Here is a 19,948-nt window from a genome sequence, read left to right as displayed (position 1 = left end):
GGGGGGAAATCATGGCTGCCACACCGTTTTCGCGCCACTGAGTTTACGGTCCAGAAACGTCGCCGCACTGATCAGCGCCAGATGGCTCAACGCCTGGGGCGTATTACCCAGGTGCCGGGCCTGGCTGTCGAACTCTTCGGCATACAGCCCCAGCGGGTTGGCGTAGCGCAGCAGTTGTTCGAACTCCAGATGGGCTTTTTCCACCTGGCCGGCGCGGGCCAGGCATTCGACGTACCAGAACGAACACGCGGCAAACGCGCCTTCAGTGCCTTGCAACCCATCGATCTGGCTGTCGTCGTTGCGGTAACGGTAGACCATGCCATCGCGAACCAGGCTTTTCTGGATCGCCTCCAGGGTCGACAGCCAGCGCGGATCAGTGGCGGCAACGAAGCGCACCAGCGGCATCAACAGCATTGAGCCGTCGAGGGCGGTACTGCCGATGTGCTGCACAAAGTGCCCGCGCTCTTCGTTCCAGAAGTTGCTCCAGATATCGGCATAGATCGCTTGGCGGGTCTGGTCCCAACGGGCGAACGGTGCCGGTAACGAGCGCTTGGAGGCCAGACGGATGGCGCGGTCCAGGGCCACCCAGCACATCAGGCGCGAGTGCAGGAAGTGGTGCTGCTCGCCGCGCATTTCCCAGATGCCGACGTCTTGCCGGTTCCAGATTTCGCAGACCTGGTCAACCACTTCCACGGTGTGCTTCCAGCCTTCGTGGGAGATGGCTTCGCCGTATTTATTGACCAGGTAAACCGCGTCCATCAGTTCGCCGTAGATATCCAGCTGAACCTGGTCGAACGCTTCATTGCCCACACGCACCGGCTGTGCGCCGCCATGACCGCTGAGGTGATCGAGGGTGGTTTCCGGCAGCTTCTGGCGGCCATCGATGCCGTACAGGATGTTGATTTTGACCGTCTGGCCGCAACAATCGCTGACCCGTCCCTTGAGCCAGCGCATGTAGGCGTTGGCTTCCTCGACAAAACCCAGGCGCATGAACGCGTAGACGGTAAAGGAAGCGTCGCGGATCCAGGTGTAGCGGTAGTCCCAGTTGCGTTCGCCGCCGGGCGTCTCGGGCAGGCCGAAGGTGGCGGCGGCGATGATTGCGCCGTGTTTGCGTGAGGTCAACAGCTTCAGCGCGAGGGCCGAGCGGTTGACCATTTCACGCCAGCGTCCCCGGTAGTTCGATTGACCGATCCAACTGCGCCAGAACTTCAAGGTGCGTTCCAGGTAGAGCTCGGTGCAGGCGTTCGTCACACGTGGATCGTCCTGGCCGCCGAGGACGAATTCTGCGCTCTCGTCCTGGGCCAGGGTGAAGCTGGCCGTCGCGGCATGTTCGTCGAGGGTCAACGGGTGGCTGCCTGCCAGACGCAGTCCGGGCTGACCCTGCGCGCTGAACAGCACGCCCTGATCGACGATCTCGGCGTGGGTCTGAGCGCGGGCATAGTCATGGCGCACGGCGCAGCGCAGATGGAACGTCGCGGTGCCGCCGACCACCCGCACGCGGCGGATCAATAGAGGTAGATCATCGACGTCTTCGCTGACGGCCAGCAAATCAGTGATCTCCACCACCGCCGCATCGCTGAGCCAGCGGGTTTGCAGCACATTGGTGTCGGGCAGGTAGATCTGCTCGCGACGCGCATTGGGCAGGTCCGGGGTGAGCTGGAAGGTGCCGGCCTCGGGGCTGTCGAGCAATGCGCAGAAGATCGACGGGCTGTCGAATTCCGGCCAGCAGAAAAAATCGATGCTGCCTTGATCATTCACCAACGCCGCGCTGCGCATGTCGCCGATGATGCCGTGGGCATCGATGGGGCTTTGTGGCTCGTTCTTCAGGTCAACCATTGCCACGAAACTCCGGATAAAGGCTCATGCCGCCATCGATGAACAGCGTGCTGCCGACCACGTAATCGGACGCGTCGCTGGCCAGCCACACCACCGCATTCGCCACATCTTCCACATCGCCGACGCGGCCATAGGGAATCAACTTGAGCAGCTCCTGTTCGGCGGCGCCTTCGGTGGCTGCACGGTTGATCGCCGTGCGAATCGCCCCTGGCGCAATCCCGTTGATGCGAATGCGCTGCTCGCTGACCTCCTGGGCGAGGGTGCGCATCAGCATCTCCACACCGCCCTTGGACGCTGCGTAATTCACGTGCCCGGCCCAGGGAATCAACTGGTGCACCGAACTCATATGGATGATCTTGCCGGCGGCGCGGGACACGCCCTCACGCACGCCCTGGCGGTTGAAAATCCGCACGGCGGCGCGCGCGCAGAGAAATTGACCGGTGAGGTTGACGCCGATCACGGTGTTCCAGTCCTCGAGGCTCATGTCGACCAGATTGGCGTCTTTCTGCAGGCCGGAGTTGGCGACGAGAATATCCAGATGGCCGAAGGCGTCGAGGGTCTGGGCGAACAGGCGTTCGACGTCGGCTTCTTTCGACACATCGCCTGCGACGGCAATGGCTCGGCCACCGTTGGCATTGATCTGCGCGGCGAGCGCTTCGGCGGGTGCCGCCTGGGAGTTGTAGTTAAGCACGACCGCCGCGCCGGCTTCGGCCAGCGCCTTGGCGGCGCCTGCGCCGATACCGGAGCTGGCGCCGGTGACGAGGGCCACTTGTTGATCCAACGAGAGCTGCATGGACTGCCCACCTTTAAGTGTGTGAGTTCAGTTAGCTGACTGGCAGGGCGGCGCACAAGTTCAGCTTCAAGCACTACGAAGCGTTGTTCGGAACCTGCGATTGGCATTGTGCCGTGGGTGGGGAAAATTTCGCGGTTCGCTCTTCATCTGTCACGACCTCCTTCCTACCCGCATTCAGAAGTTTTCAACACGGTGAGGAACCCGATGCCATCGCTCTGCCACATAGCAAATGCCTGCTGGTGCAGACCTGCGCCACGGTTCATTCATCGCTGGTACGGCTGCAGCAGCAAGGCACCGCCCTAACTCAGAACTGGAGCACCACATGTCGGTATCCGCATCCAATCAAGCGTACACCCCATCAACGGACAACTTCGCGCAGCCCTCTGCGGGCGCGCAGGCCAGCCCTGCGGCCAAGGCAGCAGGCGCGGCCGGCCCGAGTTTCGAGCCATCGGCGAGTCAGTCCGGCCCGGTTTTCGATAGCGCACCGCAGTCTGCGAAATCCGCCTTCAATCCAGGCCCGCCCCCACGTCCCAATCCCACGCTGCCGGATCCTTATTACGGCAAGCAAAGCAATGAGCTGCTGGCGCAAGGGTTATTGAATAAATACAACGCGTTCAAGCCTTGGTACGCACCGACTGTTACGCCAGAGCATATCAATAACCTGGCAGGTCGGCCCCTGACCGGTTACCCGGAGAGGGATTCGAATACCAGGCTGGCCAGGGAGTTGCTCAAGCGCCCAGGCTTGATGCAAGCCCTTGATCGAAATAACGGAACCGGGGCTTTGGACAGTTCCCTGTCTAAAGACGACATCAGTAAATTCATTCTTTCGTCCAACCCTCTGAAACTTCAGGATGACAGGCAACTTGCCCAGAATGTCCTGAATAACTTCAATGCGTTGAAAGGGCCGTGGTGGAGCGCCGACAGGAACGCCATCGACGTCAATACGTTTGCCAAGTTCGCTTCGCGCCCGCTTTATGGTCATGGGCCAACCGACAGCATTACCCAACTGTCGAGGGAAATCATGAACCGTTCGGAGCTCAAGGGCTCGATGGACAACGTTTTCGGGTTCCTGCGCGACGGCAAGATCACTCGAGACGACCTGTATCGGCTTCTGCGTTAAAACCTGCCCACTGTGTTGCATCGGCTGGTAGATCCCCAGCCGCGAAATCGCCCCTCGGCGATGCTGGAACCATTTGCAAGCATTTACCACGAACAGAGCATCCACCGGCCTCTCCCGTGGATGCCTTCGTCTACTGGAACAGGTAATGGCCTATGAATTCCACATCATTTGAACCTCGCCAGTCTCACTCCCAGTACGCCGTTGCAAGCCTGCCTGCTCCGGCAACCACGGAACCAAGTCCAGGCAAATCTCAGGCAAAGGGGCTCAACCTCACCTCTTCGCCGAAGTTCAGTTTCAAGGCGCCTACGACCGAAGACTTCGATAAAGGTACGCGAACATCGGTCGACGAGCCGGGTCCCGATGCAACGCCATCATTGTTTGCAAATCTGTGGAAAAAACTGTCCTGGCGCCAGTGACTGTCAAGCTCCCTTCAACGCGTCGATGATCGTTGGGGTGACTCGTTACCAGCGGTTACCGCGACGGACGTTGCTTCACACAGTGTGGAGTGGAACCGTTGTTTTCCAAGACGCCACCTATCGAATGCCTACCTCGTGCCATTGATCCACATGCATTGGGGATCAGTCATTGGCGGACAGGCTGGAAAAACTAAATGCTTGGAGGTGTAAAAATGAATGAGACCGTTAACTTGCAGTACCGCCCACCTCTGCCGATGCCGAGTCTCTACGGTGCTGACGTAAACAATGCCAATCGACACATCGACTACCAGAATCATTATGGCAGTATGAGCGACGCCGGAAACCCCTATGTCAGCTCGGACGATAATAAGCTGGTTGAGGATCTCAAACTCAGCTTTAACACCTTTACCAAGTTCCTGGGTACAGATCATTTGACTCATGAACATTTGAAGGTGATCTCTCAGCAACCTGCGCCGCCTCGTTTGGAGTCGCAGAAAATATCCAAGGAAATCTCCAGTGAAGCGGTTCTCGCCGAGCGCGATATAAAACTGGCCAAAGAGATACTCAATCGACCCCGGGTCGGCGAAGCGATCCGTGGAAAGGGGGGCGAGATCACACGCGGCAGTCTGGAAACGGCCGGCGGCACGTTGATCGGCAACACCAACCCCAATACGAATAGTGCCGACCCGTTCATTTCGTATACCAATCGAGATTTAGTGAAGGAGTTGGTGGGTATATTTGATCGGGTTCGCGATCCTTCGGAAGATCGCAATTGGTTCGAAGAAAAGCACCGATATATAGATGTAAAAACGCTTGACGAGATGCGCAAAGCGCCCGTTGACGGGTCAGCCAGCGATAAGTTCAGCCTCCGAGAGATATACCTGGTCAAAAATATTTTTGATCGGCCCGGGCTGTTGCAGTCATTGGATGATTACAAGGCGAATGGATACGCCGTCACGGGTAGCCTCAACCACGACAACTGGTTGAAGAACTATAGCCTCGAGCGATGGCTGAAAAACGATAGAGCGGAAAAGGGCGATTAGACGGAGCATGGCGGGTTGGATGAATCAAGCCGCTCATACAGGCGAATTTATACCCGCAATACCTTTCCGCTGATTGCCACCGCCGCCAGCAATCCACCAATCAGCAGGAAGGCGGTGGCCACGCTGCTGCCATGGGCAATGAACCCGATCACTGCCGGCCCGGCCAATATGCCTGCATAGCCCAACGTGGTAATGGCCGGCACGGCAATGTGTTCCGGCATCACGTTCTGCTTGCCGACGGCGGTGTAGAGCACCGGGACGATATTGGAGCAGCCGGCGCCCACCAGCGCGTACCCGAGCAGCGCCATTTCCCAGGCAGGGGAGAGCGTGGCCAGGAACACACCGGCCGCGGCCAGCGTGCCACCGGCCACGATCACCCGGGTTGCACCCAGGCGCCGCACAATCATGTCACCGGTCAAGCGCCCTGCGGTCATGGTCAGGGCGAAGGCCGCGTAGCCCAGACCTGCATACGCTGGGTCCAGGCCACGTTCGGTGCTGAGGAACACCGCGCTCCAGTCCAGTACCGCGCCTTCGGCCAGGAACACGATGAAACACAAGCAGCCGATAAACAGCACCACGCCGTGAGGAATGGCAAACGCCGGCCCCGAGCTTTCACTGCCGTAGGGCAGCAAATGCGGCGCGGCCTTGAGCAGTGCCACTACCATGACGACGATCACCACCAGGGTTGCCTGCAACGGCGACAGGCCCAGCCCCAGCAAGCCGGAGACGCCCGCCGCGCCGACAATGCCGCCCAGGCTGAACAAGCCGTGGAAGCCCGACATCATGGTTTTCCCGCTGGCGCGTTCAACAATCACCGCTTGCAGGTTGACGGTCGAATCCACGGTACCCAGGCCGGCGCCAAACAGAAACAACCCCGCCATCAACAGCGGAATCGAACTCACGGTGGCCAGCATCGGCAACGCCAGGCAGATCATGATCGTGCCGGCCGTCAACACCCGCCGGCAGCCGAAGCGCGACGCCAATACCCCTGCCACGGGCATGGCGAGGATCGAGCCTACCCCCAGGCACAGCAACAACAGACCAAGCGTGCCCTCGTTGAGTTGCGCGCGCGCCTTGGCGTACGGCACCAGCGGCGCCCAGGCCGCGATGCCGAAGCCTGCAATGAAAAAAGCGATACGGGTCGACATTTGCTCCAGCCGCCCGGGAACCACGGGGGCGGAAGTGGGAATGGCAGTCATGAATAATCCTTGGTATTGCGTTCAACGAACGATGTCCGGCGCGACATCCTTGCATATCAGGCCTCGTGGAGCGAGCCGGGTTCCGTCGGGATTAGCGGGCGTAACTTCGCAAAAGACACTTCCATTCTCGCCGTACGAATCTTCTGTTTTATTTTCAAAGGGCCGTTTTTTTCCTGAAATCGCTAAGCTTCAGAGCGTTCAGGCGCTTTTTCTCGATCAGCATTTGCGGCAATAACGAGGGGGAGCTTTTAATCAGTTGGTTATTGACGGCGGGTAACAACGGATGGTTGACGCGTTTGTTTCGTCACGTTTCAAATTAATGATTCCAGGCGTCATTGCCAACTTGCAGGTACTCGCTTTTGAAGGCAGTGAATGTCTTGATCGGCCCTATTTCATACAGGTACAAGTCGTCAGCGAAAACCCTGACCTGGATCTGGAGGCATTGCTTCATCAGCCGGTCTATCTGGATCTGGGCGAAGCGGATCAAGGCCTGCACGGGTCGGTCTACGCCATTGGTCGTGATGCCGCGGGAGCCCGGCTCACCCGTTACCATCTTACGCTCGCGCCCCGCTTGGCCTGCCTCGCCCATCGCCGCGACCAGCGGGTTTTCCAGCAGCGTAGCGTGCCGCAGATCATCGCCAGCGTGCTTGAACAACACGGCATCCTGGCAGATGCCTATGCCTTCGAGCTGGGCCCGGTGATTTATCCGTCTCGGCCCTTCTGCGTGCAGTATGCGGAGACTGATCTGCACTTCATTCAGCGACTGTGCGAGGAAGAGGGTATCCATTACCACTTCCGTCATAGTGCCGACAGTCATTTGCTGGTGTTTGGTGATGATCAAACAGTGTTTCAACGCCTGCCGATGCAGCGATACTGCTCGACGATTGATCCGATGGCCGCAACCCACGGGATAAAGCGCTTCGATATTCGTCTGGAAACCCGCAGTCGGCGAACTGTGCGCCGTGATCATGACTTCGAGCACCCGTCGCTGCGGTTGCAGGACGCGTCTGGCTGTGCACCGGGCTCAGCCCTTGAGGATTATCGTTACCCGGCCGGTTTCACCCGTCGTGCACGGGGTTCGCAATTGACGCTTCGCAGCCTGGAGCGACATCAGTCCGACCGTCATCGCGCGTCGGGCAGCAGTGACCAGCCCCTGTTGCGCAGCGGTCACTTTCTTGAATTGCAGGACCACCCGGATCCGATCTGCAATGACCTGTGGTTGCTCACCTCGGTGCGCCACGAAGGCTTTCAGCCCCAGGTTCTGGAGGAAGCGACAGGCGATACGGACACCTTCGTTGGGTATCGCAACCGGTTCACTGCGACCCCTTGGCGTGCCGTGCATCGGCCACCCCTCAGACATCCCAAGGCCTCCATTAATGGCAGCCAGACGGCGACTGTTACGGGGCCTGCGGGCGAGGAGGTGCACTGCGATGAATATGGTCGCGTGAAGGTGCGCTTCCATTGGGACCGGCTGGACAGGTCGGATGATAAAAGCAGCTGCTGGGTGAGGGTCGCAACCGGTTGGGCCGGTTCCGGTTTTGGCGCCATGATGATTCCCCGGGTGGGCATGGAGGTGCTGGTGACCTTCCTGGAGGGAGACCCGGACCAGCCGGTGATCAATGGTTGCCTGCCCAATGCACTGCACATGCCGGCTTTTTCCCTGCCGCAGCACAAAACCCGCAGCGTGTTGCGCAGTTGCAGTGTTCCGGGTGGCGCGGGCAGTAACGAGCTGCACCTGGAAGACCGTCGTGGCGAGGAACTGGTCTACCTGCGCGCCCAGCGCGACCTGGAGCAGCACGTGGGCCATGACTGTCGGTTGGAAGTGCTCGGTGAGCGCAGTGAGATCATCCGAGGCTTGAGCACGGTTCATCTTGAAAGCGGTGAGCAGCGCCACATCGCGGGCGAGCGCAGCGTTATGATCAAGGCAAGTGATCACCTCGCGGTGCAAGGCGACAGCCACACCCAGGTGGCTCAGGTCATGGTGATCGAAGCCGGTCAACAGATTCATCTGAAGGCAGGAGCCAGCCTTGTCATCGATGCGGGCGCCCAGTTGAGTTTCAAGGCGGGCGGCGAGCATTTGCAGATTCAGGCCGGCGGGATTTTCAGTAGCCGGCCCATCACTGTCGGTGGTTCGCCAGCCGTTGCAAGGTCGGCCAACCCTTTGTCTGCTGCGGGCACTCCTGAGATTTCGCTGGTACAGGGCCTCATCTCGGACATGGCCGGCCAACTGGACGCGGATTTTTGCCCCCTGTGCGAGCGCTGTCGCGAAGGTCAATGCGCCAGCACCGGGAGGGCCGCGTGATGCAGCACGAGCCTTATCAATGGATGGCGCAGCAGCAACAGGCGGGGCGTCACCTGTGCCTGATACTCGAAGCCGGCAACGAGCACTGCCAGTCGCTCATGGCGGCTCGCGACCTTTCGCACTATTGCCCGCTCTATGGTGAAACCGCGGCAGCGGAACTGGCGAGCAAGGGCCCGGTGATCCTGCTATTGGAGCAGCCAGGGGAGCCTGCGCTAATCAATTTTCTGCGAGACCCAGAGGCAAATCGAGGGTGGCTGGGCAGTTTACCCAGCGATGACCTGGCCGTTGTGATCCGACATTGGCGTGAGCGCCTGCTGGTCGGGCCAGAGGGCGAAAAGGCGCTGTACCGTTTCCACGACAACCGCACCCTGGGCCGCGCCCTGGCGCATCTGCCTGCAGCGCAATGGCCAGTCTACCTGGGCCCGCTGACCAGCGTGTGCTACTGGCATGAGGGACGCTGGTGCAGCCACGACAACCCCGCGCCGGGTGAGTACCCGGTGCCCGATCCCGCGCCCTGGCTGCAGGTGCCTAATCCCCAGGCGTCGGCCATCCTTCAGGCCAATATTTTGCGTTACCTGCTGGCTGAACACAGTGAAGGCCTGGCGGCCCTGGTGGAGTTTCACGACCCCAGGATCTGGCTGGCCCATGTGCTGGAGCAGGCCCGTATCTGGCAATGGCGTTCGCCTGAGCAGCTTGAGTTCCTGGTGGTGCGCCGGTTGGAGGAGGCGACCCGGAGCAGCGTCATTCGCTGGCAGCCGCTGGAGGGGGAGGCACCTGGACAGCATTTTGAGCGTGTGCGGGAACAGTGGCTTACGGAAGGGCTCGGGGATGCCTAGGTGGATAGGAAAGGTGTTGCTTGGCGTTGGGATGGTGTGGCTAACGGGGTGTGCGGGGAGGGCGGCGGATAGCTTTACGCTGGAGGTGGATTTGCCGGCGGGGTTTGACGTGTTAGGTGACGCTTCATACGCACCCGCATCAGGTGAAAGCTGCAAACTGCCTGCAAGAAAGGGTAGGCGACCTGAGCTCAAGATATTCAAGGCCGTCAGGAAACCCGTCGCCAATAGGGTCAGTTTTGAGGTGCCATTAACGGAACAGGTAAATGGCTGCCCTCTCGTATTGCGCAGCCTCGTTTTTGTGATTAATGCCAGTTGGGGGCAGCGTTGGTCGGATATCGGAAGGGACTATGCCCTTATCTATTTTCACGATAGATGGGAGCCTGGAATGCCTTTGATGCTTGAGACGGGAGTTCAAGAGTTTCCTGGGCAATGCCAATGGTTATTTCGTACCGCCGGCCCCAGACATGCCCTTATTAAAAGCCTTTGGTGCAAATCACTGGATGCTGCCGGAAAGCTTACGAGGGCGCGGCCTGGGGGGCATGTGCACCGTGACGGACTGTCCGGGAAAACGTTGAGGATGGTGTTGGCATTCACGGAAGAGGAACAACCCGCTTTTGGTGATAACTGGGTAAAAGTTGCCCGTGGCTGGAAACGCTGCAGGGGAGAAAGTGAGGAGGATTTGTTCGGGTTTTGTCGCGGCAATGTTTCCGATTTCAAGACTTTCAAAATGCCAGATGGGCGCTTATGCAGCGTTTATCCAACGTGTGATTGATAGGGAGAAGCTTTATGAAACAGGATGCATGGAAGCAGCAGTTTTTTAATGACAGGATGCCCGCTTGCCCATTACGCGGAGATTGGTTGTCTTTGGGGCTCGTTGATAAAACCGGGAGCGGCAAGGCCTACGGTGGTCTGCTTTATACTCTCCAGGACAGTGTTGGGCAGCAATACAGGGGGCGGCTGGATGGGGATGGTTTTACCAGGCTGGAGGGTATCTATTGTGGCCCGGTAGTTCTCACGATGGATGAGCCTTATTCGGGAACAGAAATACCCTATATCACGCTTATGAAACGGCTTGACTACCCTTTACCCATTACGGAGCTTCAAGTACGCGCGGAGCATACGTTTTTTCTAAGCAGCGATGGTCAATGTGTCGAAGGTAACTCGGCACGGCAAAAAGCAGACCGTTTTTATCAGGTGGAGGTAAGTGATTTGGTTCGGTACAAAGCCCACTTACCTCCAACTTCGTCTGGGGCTCACCGGCCCACGCGCAATGCGCTCAAGATGATGGCGGACCTGGGGTTTGGTCCTCCTGAGTGCTTATTCAAAGGCGTGGTGTTATTCCCAAACCAATTTACGGTTTTGGAGGTGCGTCCTTTACGAGCGCTACGGCCAATTATTTCCACTGATGATCAGTTTTGTGCACTGAACCTTTACCAGTTGGCGCTCATGGCCACATTGAGTTATTGCGAATTTGGTCAAGATCCTCCAACCGGTGCTGCGGATACGGTCGCTTTTCCGCTGAACCCGAGCATAGGAAACGTGTTTGTAGAACAGTTATCATGTTACGGGGAGGCTTGGAAATTCGATTCAAAACAAGTACAGCGGTTTTATCCATTGTATGAAGACGTAGCCTATTCCCGTCGCTTTGAGATTCTGCCTTTCGATCCTGAATTATATGAGCGCAATCACCCGCCTGGCGAGCATCCGGAGCGTATACATTTTTTTAACGACGTTGAATCCGGAACCGACACGCAAGCTTTTATCTGCCATCACGATGAGGTTGTACTCATAGCTGTCCGTGGTACTGCCAGTGGCGCGGACGCTTTACGCGACGCAGATGCTCATCAGGTCCCTTTTGTCGAAGGCGCAGGTAAAGCTCACCGCGGTTTTTACCAGGCATTTAAAGCCACGTACCATTTTGTTCTGGATTACCTTTCGCGATATCACGTCGGACAGCGTGTTGTTATTTGCGGCCACAGCCTGGGCGGTGCGATTGCCCTGCTGCTGGCTGAAGGGCTGCGCCGTATCCCGGATGCCCATTACAACCCGCTCCTCTACACCTACGGCGCCCCCCGCGCCGCCGATTCCGAATTCACTTCCGGCGCCTCCGCCCTGGTCCATCACCGAATCGTCAACCATAACGACCCTGTCCCCAGTGTCCCCGCGCCCTGGATGAACACTACGGCCAAACTGTGGGTGCCAGGCGCTGTCACCTTGTTCAGTGCGCCCACCGCCGGCGGTTTGCTGTTCGCCGCCGGCCTGGTGCGCGTCGGTGGGAATGCCTACCAGCATCATGGCGAACAACAGCACTTCATGCCGATCACGCTCCCGGACGGCACACAGTCTTCAGTGCTGTGGAAACCTGGCTGTGAGTCGATCCAGGAACTGGGCTGTCATCGAGCGTTGCAGTTGCGCGGCGACATGCCCGAGCGCGACAACCTGCTGAGGCAGATTTTCCAGTCCAACCAACACTTCATGAGCGCCAGCTACGTTCCCGCGGCCTGGGCGACATTGCGGCGCTGGCAGCAAACCCTGGATAGCCAGGGCCCGGTGGTCACTGCGAGGGAGTTCGAGTTGCTTGATCGCGCGCTTGAAGACATGCGCGAGCAACTGAGGGCCAAACGCCGCGAGCTGGCCCGCTTGCGCCCGGCCAATGACCGTAGCCATGAGCATAACGACGCCTTGAACGCAGAGATCGACCGTCTGCATACCAGCCGCGAGCGCCTGGCCAGCATGCGCTGGCGCCGTCTCGATGCGCACGATGTGTACGGTAGCCATGCCCAAAGCGCCAACCTGCAACAGGGCCTCAAGCGCTGGTTCACTCACCGGGAAAACCGAGTGTTGTCCCAGGTTGCCAGTATCCCGTCGCCCCTCCAAAGCGACCTGGGACACGCGCAAGTACTGGACATCGACTCGATCGTCTAGCGCAGCGCGTTACATGAATTCCACTTGCGCCGGCTGACGCTTCATCAGCACCTCGCCGTTGCGGATCGAATACAACGGCAGGCCCTGGCTGCGAATCACCTCATAGTCACTGTCTGCCGACAGCACCAACAGGTTGGCCGGTCGGCCGGGTTCCAGGCCGTAACGGTCGCCGAGCGCCATGGCCTGGGCGCTGTTGTCGGTGACCAGGTCCAGGGCGCTCTGCAGGTTGCGGTAGCCGAGCATATGGCAGATGTGCAACCCGGCTTCCAATACCCGCAGGATGTTGCCGTTGCCCAAGGGGTACCAGGGGTCGACGATGGAGTCCTGGCCGAAACACACGTTCATGCCGGCTTCGAGCAGTTCGTTGACGCGGGTGACCCCACGGCGTTTCGGGAAACTGTCGAAGCGGCCCTGCAAGTGGATACTTTCGGTGGGGCAGGAGACGAAGCTGATGCCGGAGTGGCCCAGCAGACGAAACAGTTTGGCGCAGTAGGCGTTGTCGTAGGAGCCCATGGCGGTGGTGTGGCTGGCGGTGACGCGGGCACCCATGTCGCGGCTGCGCGCTTCTTCGGCCAGCACCTCAAGAAAGCGTGAATGCGGGTCATCGGTTTCGTCGCAATGCACGTCCACCAGGCAGCCGGTGCGTTCGGCCAGGTCCATGAGGAATTTCACCGAACTCACGCCTTGATCGCGGGTGTATTCAAAGTGGGGAATGCCGCCGATGACGTCGGCGCCCAGGCGAATGGCTTCTTCCATCAATTCACGGCCATTGCGGAACGACTCGATGCCTTCCTGGGGAAAGGCCACGATTTGCAGGTCGATCAGGTGCGCACTTTCTTCACGCACCTGCAGCATGGCCTTGAGCGCGGTGAGGTCCGGGTCGGTCACGTCGACGTGGGTTCGCACATGCTGGATACCGTGGGCGGCAAGGGCCTGGATGGTTTTTTTTGCGCGAGTTCTGGTGTCCTCCTCTGTGATGGTGGCTTTGCGTTCGCCCCAGCATTCGATGCCTTCGAACAGGGTGCCGCTCATGTTCCAGCGCGGTTCGCCGGCGGTGAGGGTGGCATCCAGGTGGATGTGCGGTTCGACGAAGGGCGGGATCACCAGATTGCCGGCGGCATCCAGGTCGCCGGTCATTGACCTCGGTACGCCTGTTTGCGCAGTGATGCTGGCGATCCGGCCATGTTCCAGGTGCAGATCATGCAGGCCTTCACGGTTGCGCAGGCGGGCATTGATGATGTGCATGGTCAAGTTCCTCTTGGCTAAATTCAATCAGGCGGCCATCAGGTTAGCATTGGCAGCTGTCAGGCTCATGTCTGGGCATCCGCCAACGGTGCGCGCACGCGCAGTATGTAGCTGAGCAATATGTAGCTGAGCGACGCGGCCGCGATCCCCACCAGCGGTGCAACCCATGGCGAGTTGAACGCCAGCAGTGTACCCACCGCGTAGGCCGTGAGCCCGGGCCAGTTGAACGCGGGCAGGCGGGCCTCTGCCAAGCGTGGGTACTGGCCGCGATAGCGATAGAAGAAGTCCGCCATGATCACTCCGCCAATCGGCGGAATCACCGTGCCCAGCAGAATCAGGTAAGGCACGAGCATGTCGTACATGCCCAGCAAGGCGAGCAGGGTACCGATCACCGCACCGGCCAGGGTTACGGTTTTGCGCCGCCGTGTGCGCAGCAGGTTGCAACCGGCGACGGCAAAATTGTAGATGGTGTTGTCCTGGGTGCTCCAGATATTGAGCAGTAACATGGCCATTGCCGCCATGGCAAAACCCTGCAGCAGCAAGACTTCCACCACATCCGGTTGCTGGTAGACGATGGCGCCATAGGCACCGATCAGTACCATCAGGCCGTTGCCGATAAAAAAGCCGATCAGGCTGGCCAGCACCGCGACCTTGGCCGAGCGGGAAAACCGCGTCCAGTTGGTGGCCTGGGTCGCGCCGCTGACGAAGGTGCCGAATACCAGGGTGATCGCCGTGGACAAGTCCAGTTCGGCGGTCGGCACCACCGCCAGCAGCCCATCCAGCCCGCCGACCTTCACAGTAGCGACCCACATCGACAGCAACAGCAAAAGGCCCATGGCGGGCACCGCGATATAGGACAGGATTTCCAGCCCGCGATACCCCACGTACGCGGTCGCACAGAACACCAGGCCAAACAGCACCATCAAGGCCAGTACGCTGCCCTGGCTCAACGCGAAATACTTGCCCAGCACTACGGCAGCCGTGGCGGTGCCCCAGGCGTACCAGCCGATCTGGGTGAAACCGAGGATCAGGTCACTGAGCTTGCTGCCGATTTCACCAAAGCAGAACCGGCCCATCAATACCGAGTTCAGGCCGCTCTTGAAGGCGATGTACCCAAGCCCTGCGGCGTATATACCCAGCAGCAGGTTACCCAGGGCCACGACGCCGAGCATGTCGATAAAACTGAAGGCCACCCCCAGCTTGCCGCCGGCAAACATCGTTGCGGTAAAAAACGTGAACCCCAGCAGCACCATGGCCGTGGATGCCAGGCCCTTGCGCGCATGCAAAGGCACTTCACTGAGCGGGTAATCGTTGCCGGATGCTTGCTGGGTCATGTGCCTTGCTCCCTGAATGATGACGCAGGGCTGTTGCACCGAGCGTGCCAGACTGGCGGCAGCGGTGTATGACAGCCAAACGCAGGAGGGCCGCCGTCTGAATGGTTCCGGATGGCCGATCAAGCGCGAAAGCAGTGCAGTCGTGTAACAAATTGGATCAATTGGCAGACGTAAAAAAACCACCCGCAGGTGGCTCTTCAACGCTGCATCGCTTACTCGCCGCGATAAATGCACCCGCTGGTGCACGTCTCATGGATGCGAATCGCGCTGAGTTCGGGTAGCAAGGGTTTCAATTCAGTCCAGATCCACTTGGCCAGCACTTCGCTGGTGGGGTTTTCCAGGCCGGGGATGTCGTTGAGGTAATTGTGGTCGAGACGCTCGTAGAGCGGCTTGAAGATCGCCTTGATTTCAGAGAAGTCGCGAATCCAGCCGGTATGGGGATCCAGGTCGCCGCTCAAGTGGATCGCCACCTTGAACGAATGCCCGTGCAGGCGCCCGCACTTATGGCCATCCGGGACGTGGGGCAGGCGGTGGGCGGATTCGAACGTAAACTCTTTGAAGATTTCCACGGTATTTTCAGCTCGGTCAGGTATCTGGCAGGCGGCGAGTTTAACAGCTTGACCCGTCGCCGCGCATACCGCTGGGTCAAAGTGCTTGCAAACGCTCGCCCAGGCCACCGTTGTCCGCCAACTGCAGGAACTCATCGCCCAATCGCCGACTCTCGCTCATTGCCGTCTGCCAGTATGTGTTGCGACTCCGGTCATCACCCATGAAACGCTTGAAGTCGCTACGGTCAGGCAATTTGCCATGGGGCAGGCGCGCCAGGTAGTCCTTTGACGGCGCCAGCAGCAGGACATCCTGCAACCCCTGCGGGCTGCTGCGTCGCCACGGCAGGCCTTTGTCGAACCAGCCCGGAATGACCCGGTCGGTAAAGTGCGGGTACAGCACGATATCGTCGCCGTGGTAAGGCAGGTCGAGGTGGTAGTCCAGCAGGCCGCCGTCGCGGTAGGTGCCGACGCCTGCGCCGGGGAGGTCGCGCACGCCTTGCATCACCATGGGAATCGAGCCGGACGCCAGCAGCGCCTGGCGCAGGTTGCCCAACTGCAGTTCAAGGAAACGCGACGGGAAATCCTTGAGTGGATGCACCGGAGGCGCCTGGCGCGGGTCATGGACGATCAGACGTTCGAAATGCCGCGACAGCCGTGCGCGGCCACGCAGGTTATCGGCAATTACCGATGACAGGCCCAGGCCCAGCCGGCCTCGGTGGTCATCGGCGAGCAGGCCATGGCTTTTCACCACCATGATGTTCAGGCGGTAGTCGGGGTTGCTCAGCACCTGTGCATCGCGGCCAGCCAGCAGGTCGTCGAGCATGCGTCGGCAGCTCTGGCTGACTTCGGCCATGGTCACGCCTTTGGCGAAACGCTGTTCGTTGTACAGGCGGCCCAGGTCCAGCAAGCCTTGCACCGGGTCGGGCAGGCAAGCGCTGGCAAACCGCCAGGACCCGATGGACGCACCGATCAGCGCACGTGCCCGGGGAGTGCGCGGCAGCCAGTCGCCAAACAGCGCCAGGTCCAGGCCCTGGATGCCCAACGCCTTCGGACCGCCGGCTGCGCCCGGGAGAATGCCGACGTCGCCGGGCGCCAGGCCTTGCTCACGAATGCGCGCAAAGGCGCGTTTGCCAGCCCTGAGCGTCAGGGCGGGGAACTTGATGTGAATAGCAGTCATACCGTTCTCGTCAGAGCGATTGCAGGAAATTTGCTCCTGCGGGAAATTGCCATGGTGGCAATTCAGTTTCAGTTAAGTTGCCGCGCGTACCCTTACCAGGCGTAGGAAAAACATCCTGAAACGGAGACTTATCATGAAGCGCCTCACAGCGCTGGTCGCCGCCGGTATCATTGCGTCCTCGGTCACGCCGGCCTGGGCAATGGACCCCGACAAACCACTGAAATTGCCCGGCACTGTTACAATTGTCGCCTTCGATCAGCTTGAAGCCGCCGCCCTGGCCTTGCATCCGGGTTCGACCTTGCTGGGCACCGACCTTGACGAGGAGTACGGCAAGTACATCTACCAGGTCGAACTGGAAGATGCCCATGGCCTTGAATGGGACGTTGAATTGGACGCGCTCACCGGGCACGTTCTCAAGAATCATCAGGACACGTAATGACGCTATATCGACGCGCCGGTAGTCTGGTGCTGCTGGCGCTCCTGGCCTTTTGCTCAAGCCTGGCCGCTCGCGACCTCAATCAGGATGAAGCCTTGGCGCTGCGTCAGCAGGGCGTGATCCTGCCGCTGGAGCTCCTGTTGCACAAGGCGATGTCACGCTACCCGGGGGGGCGGCTGCTGGAGGCGGAGCTGGAGCTCAAGCATGGCCAATACGCCTATGAAGTGGAACTGGTAACCACCGAAGGCGTCGTGCGCGAAATCAAGCTCGACGCCACCAACGGTACATTGATCAAGGATAAGGAAGACTGATGCGCCTGCTTCTGGTGGAAGACAACGTCCCGCTGGCCGATGAGCTGCTGGCCGGCCTGCAGCGCCAAGGCTATGCGGTCGATTGGCTGGCCGATGGGCGCGACGCGGCGTACCAGGGCCGCAGCGAACCCTATGACCTGATCATCCTCGACCTTGGCCTGCCGGGCTTGCCGGGGCTTGAGGTGCTGGCGCAATGGCGCGCTGCAGCCCTGGCCACGCCGGTGCTGGTGCTGACGGCGCGTGATTCCTGGGCGGAACGCATCGAAGGGCTCAAGGCCGGTGCCGATGATTACCTGAGCAAGCCTTTTCACCCCGAAGAGCTGCACCTGCGCATCCAGGCGTTGTTGCGCCGGGCCCACGGGCATGCCAACCAACCGACCCTGCAAGCTGCCGGCCTGCACCTGGATGAAGGGCGCCAGTGCGTGCTGCGCGACGGTGAAGAGATCCAGCTCACGGCCGCCGAGTTCCGCCTGTTGCGCTATTTCATGTTGCACCCCGAACAGATCCTGTCCAAAAGCCACCTGGCCGAACATCTCTATGACGGCGAGACCGAGCGTGATTCCAATGTGCTGGAGGTCCACGTCAACCATCTGCGCCGCAAACTGGGGCGCAGTGTGATCGAAACCCGGCGCGGCCAGGGTTACCGGTTTGGCGCCAGCCCTGCATGAAGTCGATCCAGCGGCGCTTGAGCCTGGGGTTGATCAGCGTGATGGTGATCGTCGGCGTGGTGCTGGCGCAAACCAGCCTGTGGCTGTTCGAGGCCGGTTTGCAGCGCTATCTGGAGGCCGGGTTGCGCAACGACAGCGAAAACCTGCTGGTGGCCCTGGTGCGTGGGCCCAACGGCGTGCAGCTGGATGAACACCGCTTGTCACCGGCCTATCAACGGCCCTTCTCAGGGCACTATTTCCGCATTGATTTTGCCGACACGCACTGGCGCTCGCGCTCATTGTGGGACCAGGAACTGCCAACGCTTCCCGAGGCCGGGCTCAAGGGCAATCTGCAACTGGGACCTGAAGGCCAGAAGCTGCTGGTATTGCGCTCGGACTACAAACGCTTCGGCCAGCCGATCTCCATCAGCGTGGCGCAGGACTACACGCCGGTACGGGAAAGCTTTCGCCTGATGCGCCAGATCGGCCTGGTACTCGGGCTGGCGGCCTTGCTGGTGGTGTTGGTATTGCAGCGCATCACCGTACGCCGCGCCTTGCGCCCGCTGGAGACCGCGCGCAATCAGATTGCCCAATTGCAACAGGGCCAGCGCTCGCAACTGGACACCCAGGTGCCGTTGGAGCTGGAGCCGCTGGTGGCGCAGATCAACCATTTGCTGGCGCACACCGAAGACAGCCTCAAACGCTCGCGCAATGCCTTGGGCAACCTGGGGCATGCGCTGAAAACTCCATTGGCGGTGATGCTCAGTGCCGCGTCAAGCGAGGCGCTCAAGGATCAGCCGCAGTTGAGCAAGTTATTGCGCGATCAGCTTGAACAGGTGCAGCAGCGCCTCAACCGCGAGCTCAATCGCGCGCGCCTGGCCGGTGAAACCTTGCCGGGGGCGTTGTTCGACTGCGAAAAGGAACTGCCCGGGCTGTTGGCCACCCTGCGCATGATCCACGGCGAACACCTGGACCTCAGCTACCACGTCGCCCCCGGCCTGCAACTACCCTGGGACCGTGAGGATTTGCTGGAGCTGCTCGGCAACCTGCTGGACAACGCCTGCAAATGGGCGGATGCCGAAGTTCGACTGAGCGTGAGTGAGACGCCGCACGGTTACCGTCTGGCGGTAGAAGACGATGGCCCGGGCATTCCGGAGACCCAGCGTGACCAGGTGTTCGGCCGTGGCGCTCGCCTGGATGAACAGATTGACGGCCACGGCCTGGGGCTGGGCATCGTGCGCGATATTGTCGAAGTCTGGGGCGGGGTGCTGCAGTTGCAGGAAAGTGAGCTGGGCGGGCTCAAGGCGCTGGTCGAATTGCCCAGGCGGTAGTGCAGATTTAAACATGTGGGCGGGGCGGTGCGATGAGTCGACTTGCCCCCGATGGCGACCTCCGGGCTGGCCAGTATCTTGGATCAGACCGAGTACATATCCATTATTTAGGTAACGGCCACTTAGGGTTCCGCCCTGACGGCGGCTCACTTTTGAAGAGCGCAAAAGTAAGCAAAACGCTCTTGCCCCACCACTCGGCACCTCGCCTGCGTTCGGCCAGCGTGGTTTAACGGGGCGGATCAAAAGCAGATCAAGATCAAGAGCGGCTCGCTTCGCATCGTGGTTACGGTGGGGTGCTACCGCGTTGTGTAGGAGCGAGCTTGCTCGCGAAAAACTTACAGGCACCGCGTTCACTCAGAAAGCACGCGTCGTCGTTGACGTTTTTCGCGAGCAAGCTCGCTCCTACAGACGGCAGACGGCGATGCCCCTTCCCACATTTAACCTGCGCC

The 19,948-nt window shown here is 60.0% G+C and carries 18 protein-coding genes; 11 read left to right on the top strand and 7 right to left on the bottom strand.

The window, feature by feature from the left end:
• Positions 1–9: 9 nt before the first annotated feature.
• The gene (locus TU82_RS26740; RefSeq protein ID WP_057726291.1) at positions 10–1,836 is read right to left on the bottom strand and encodes a glycoside hydrolase family 15 protein; all 1,827 of its coding nucleotides are present in this window, start codon (positions 1,834–1,836) and stop codon (positions 10–12) included.
• Positions 1,829–2,629: a glucose 1-dehydrogenase gene (locus TU82_RS26735; protein ID WP_057726289.1), complete on the bottom strand. Its 801-nt coding sequence runs from the start codon at positions 2,627–2,629 to the stop codon at positions 1,829–1,831. The genes TU82_RS26740 and TU82_RS26735 overlap by 8 nt, the downstream gene beginning before the upstream one ends.
• Before the next feature lie 322 nt (positions 2,630–2,951).
• On the opposite strand from TU82_RS26735, the gene TU82_RS29320 reads away from it, so the two are divergent.
• The 3 genes from TU82_RS29320 (at position 2,952) to TU82_RS26725 (ending at position 5,208) form a co-directional block, all read left to right on the top strand.
• The gene (locus tag TU82_RS29320) at positions 2,952–3,749 is read left to right on the top strand and encodes a hypothetical protein (RefSeq protein ID WP_231982740.1); all 798 of its coding nucleotides are present in this window, start codon (positions 2,952–2,954) and stop codon (positions 3,747–3,749) included.
• A gap of 152 nt (positions 3,750–3,901) precedes the next feature.
• A complete protein-coding gene (locus TU82_RS28475; protein ID WP_082632104.1) occupies positions 3,902–4,165 on the top strand; it encodes a hypothetical protein in 264 nt (87 codons plus the stop codon).
• Between the two features lie 212 nt (positions 4,166–4,377).
• Positions 4,378–5,208 carry a hypothetical protein gene (locus TU82_RS26725; protein WP_231982741.1) on the top strand — a complete coding sequence of 277 codons (831 nt, stop codon included), beginning with the start codon at positions 4,378–4,380 and terminating at the stop codon, positions 5,206–5,208.
• Between the two features lie 47 nt (positions 5,209–5,255).
• Here TU82_RS26725 and TU82_RS26720 read toward each other — a convergent pair whose 3' ends face one another.
• On the bottom strand, positions 5,256–6,407 hold the full coding sequence (locus tag TU82_RS26720; protein WP_057726286.1) for an MFS transporter: 1,152 nt from the start codon (positions 6,405–6,407) through the stop codon (positions 5,256–5,258).
• Between the two features lie 283 nt (positions 6,408–6,690).
• Here TU82_RS26720 and tssI point away from each other — a divergent pair, with 283 nt between their 5' ends.
• Genes tssI through TU82_RS26700 form a run of 4 tightly spaced genes read left to right on the top strand, consistent with a single transcriptional unit; the run spans position 6,691 to position 12,470 of the window.
• Entirely contained in the window at positions 6,691–8,709 is a 2,019-nt protein-coding gene (gene tssI / locus TU82_RS26715; protein WP_057726285.1) for a type VI secretion system tip protein TssI/VgrG, read from the top strand.
• Positions 8,709–9,545 (top strand): DUF4123 domain-containing protein, encoded by an 837-nt coding sequence (locus TU82_RS26710; RefSeq protein WP_057726284.1) that lies wholly within the window; start codon positions 8,709–8,711, stop codon positions 9,543–9,545. The genes tssI and TU82_RS26710 overlap by 1 nt, the downstream gene beginning before the upstream one ends.
• Entirely contained in the window at positions 9,538–10,317 is a 780-nt protein-coding gene (locus TU82_RS29315) for a hypothetical protein (protein ID WP_057726283.1), read from the top strand. Before TU82_RS26710 ends, TU82_RS29315 begins: the two co-directional genes overlap by 8 nt.
• 14 nt (positions 10,318–10,331) lie before the next feature.
• A complete protein-coding gene (locus TU82_RS26700; RefSeq protein WP_057726281.1) occupies positions 10,332–12,470 on the top strand; it encodes a lipase family protein in 2,139 nt (712 codons plus the stop codon).
• 9 nt (positions 12,471–12,479) lie between these two features.
• Here the strand turns inward: TU82_RS26700 and codA are convergent, their stop codons facing one another.
• The 4 genes from codA to TU82_RS26680 form a co-directional block, all read right to left on the bottom strand.
• A complete protein-coding gene (codA, locus tag TU82_RS26695; RefSeq protein ID WP_057726279.1) occupies positions 12,480–13,715 on the bottom strand; it encodes a cytosine deaminase in 1,236 nt (411 codons plus the stop codon).
• Positions 13,716–13,780: 65 nt separating this feature from the next.
• Positions 13,781–15,049 carry a cytosine permease gene (gene codB / locus TU82_RS26690; protein WP_057726277.1) on the bottom strand — a complete coding sequence of 423 codons (1,269 nt, stop codon included), beginning with the start codon at positions 15,047–15,049 and terminating at the stop codon, positions 13,781–13,783.
• A 212-nt stretch (positions 15,050–15,261) separates the two neighbouring features.
• A complete protein-coding gene (gene queD / locus TU82_RS26685) occupies positions 15,262–15,618 on the bottom strand; it encodes a 6-carboxytetrahydropterin synthase QueD (RefSeq protein WP_017736453.1) in 357 nt (118 codons plus the stop codon).
• Positions 15,619–15,694: 76 nt separating this feature from the next.
• The gene (locus TU82_RS26680; RefSeq protein WP_057726275.1) at positions 15,695–16,774 is read right to left on the bottom strand and encodes a patatin-like phospholipase domain-containing protein; all 1,080 of its coding nucleotides are present in this window, start codon (positions 16,772–16,774) and stop codon (positions 15,695–15,697) included.
• 133 nt (positions 16,775–16,907) lie between these two features.
• Between TU82_RS26680 and TU82_RS26675 the strand changes: the two genes are divergently transcribed.
• From TU82_RS26675 to TU82_RS26660, 4 genes are read left to right on the top strand one after another with little or no spacing between them, the layout of a single operon-like run.
• Positions 16,908–17,210, top strand: a complete 303-nt coding sequence (locus TU82_RS26675; protein ID WP_057726273.1) for a PepSY domain-containing protein — start codon at positions 16,908–16,910, stop codon at positions 17,208–17,210.
• Positions 17,210–17,521, top strand: coding sequence for a PepSY domain-containing protein (locus tag TU82_RS26670; RefSeq protein WP_057726271.1), 312 nt, complete (start codon positions 17,210–17,212; stop codon positions 17,519–17,521). Before TU82_RS26675 ends, TU82_RS26670 begins: the two co-directional genes overlap by 1 nt.
• Positions 17,521–18,189 (top strand): response regulator transcription factor, encoded by a 669-nt coding sequence (locus TU82_RS26665; RefSeq protein ID WP_057726269.1) that lies wholly within the window; start codon positions 17,521–17,523, stop codon positions 18,187–18,189. The genes TU82_RS26670 and TU82_RS26665 overlap by 1 nt, the downstream gene beginning before the upstream one ends.
• Positions 18,186–19,499, top strand: coding sequence for a sensor histidine kinase (locus TU82_RS26660; RefSeq protein ID WP_057726267.1), 1,314 nt, complete (start codon positions 18,186–18,188; stop codon positions 19,497–19,499). Before TU82_RS26665 ends, TU82_RS26660 begins: the two co-directional genes overlap by 4 nt.
• Positions 19,500–19,948: the final 449 nt, after the last annotated feature.

The organism is Pseudomonas orientalis (genome assembly GCF_001439815.1).
In the GTDB taxonomy this organism is placed as follows: domain Bacteria; phylum Pseudomonadota; class Gammaproteobacteria; order Pseudomonadales; family Pseudomonadaceae; genus Aquipseudomonas; species Aquipseudomonas orientalis.
Note: the sequence above shows the minus strand (reverse complement) of the source record. Positions and strands in the feature narration are given on the sequence as shown.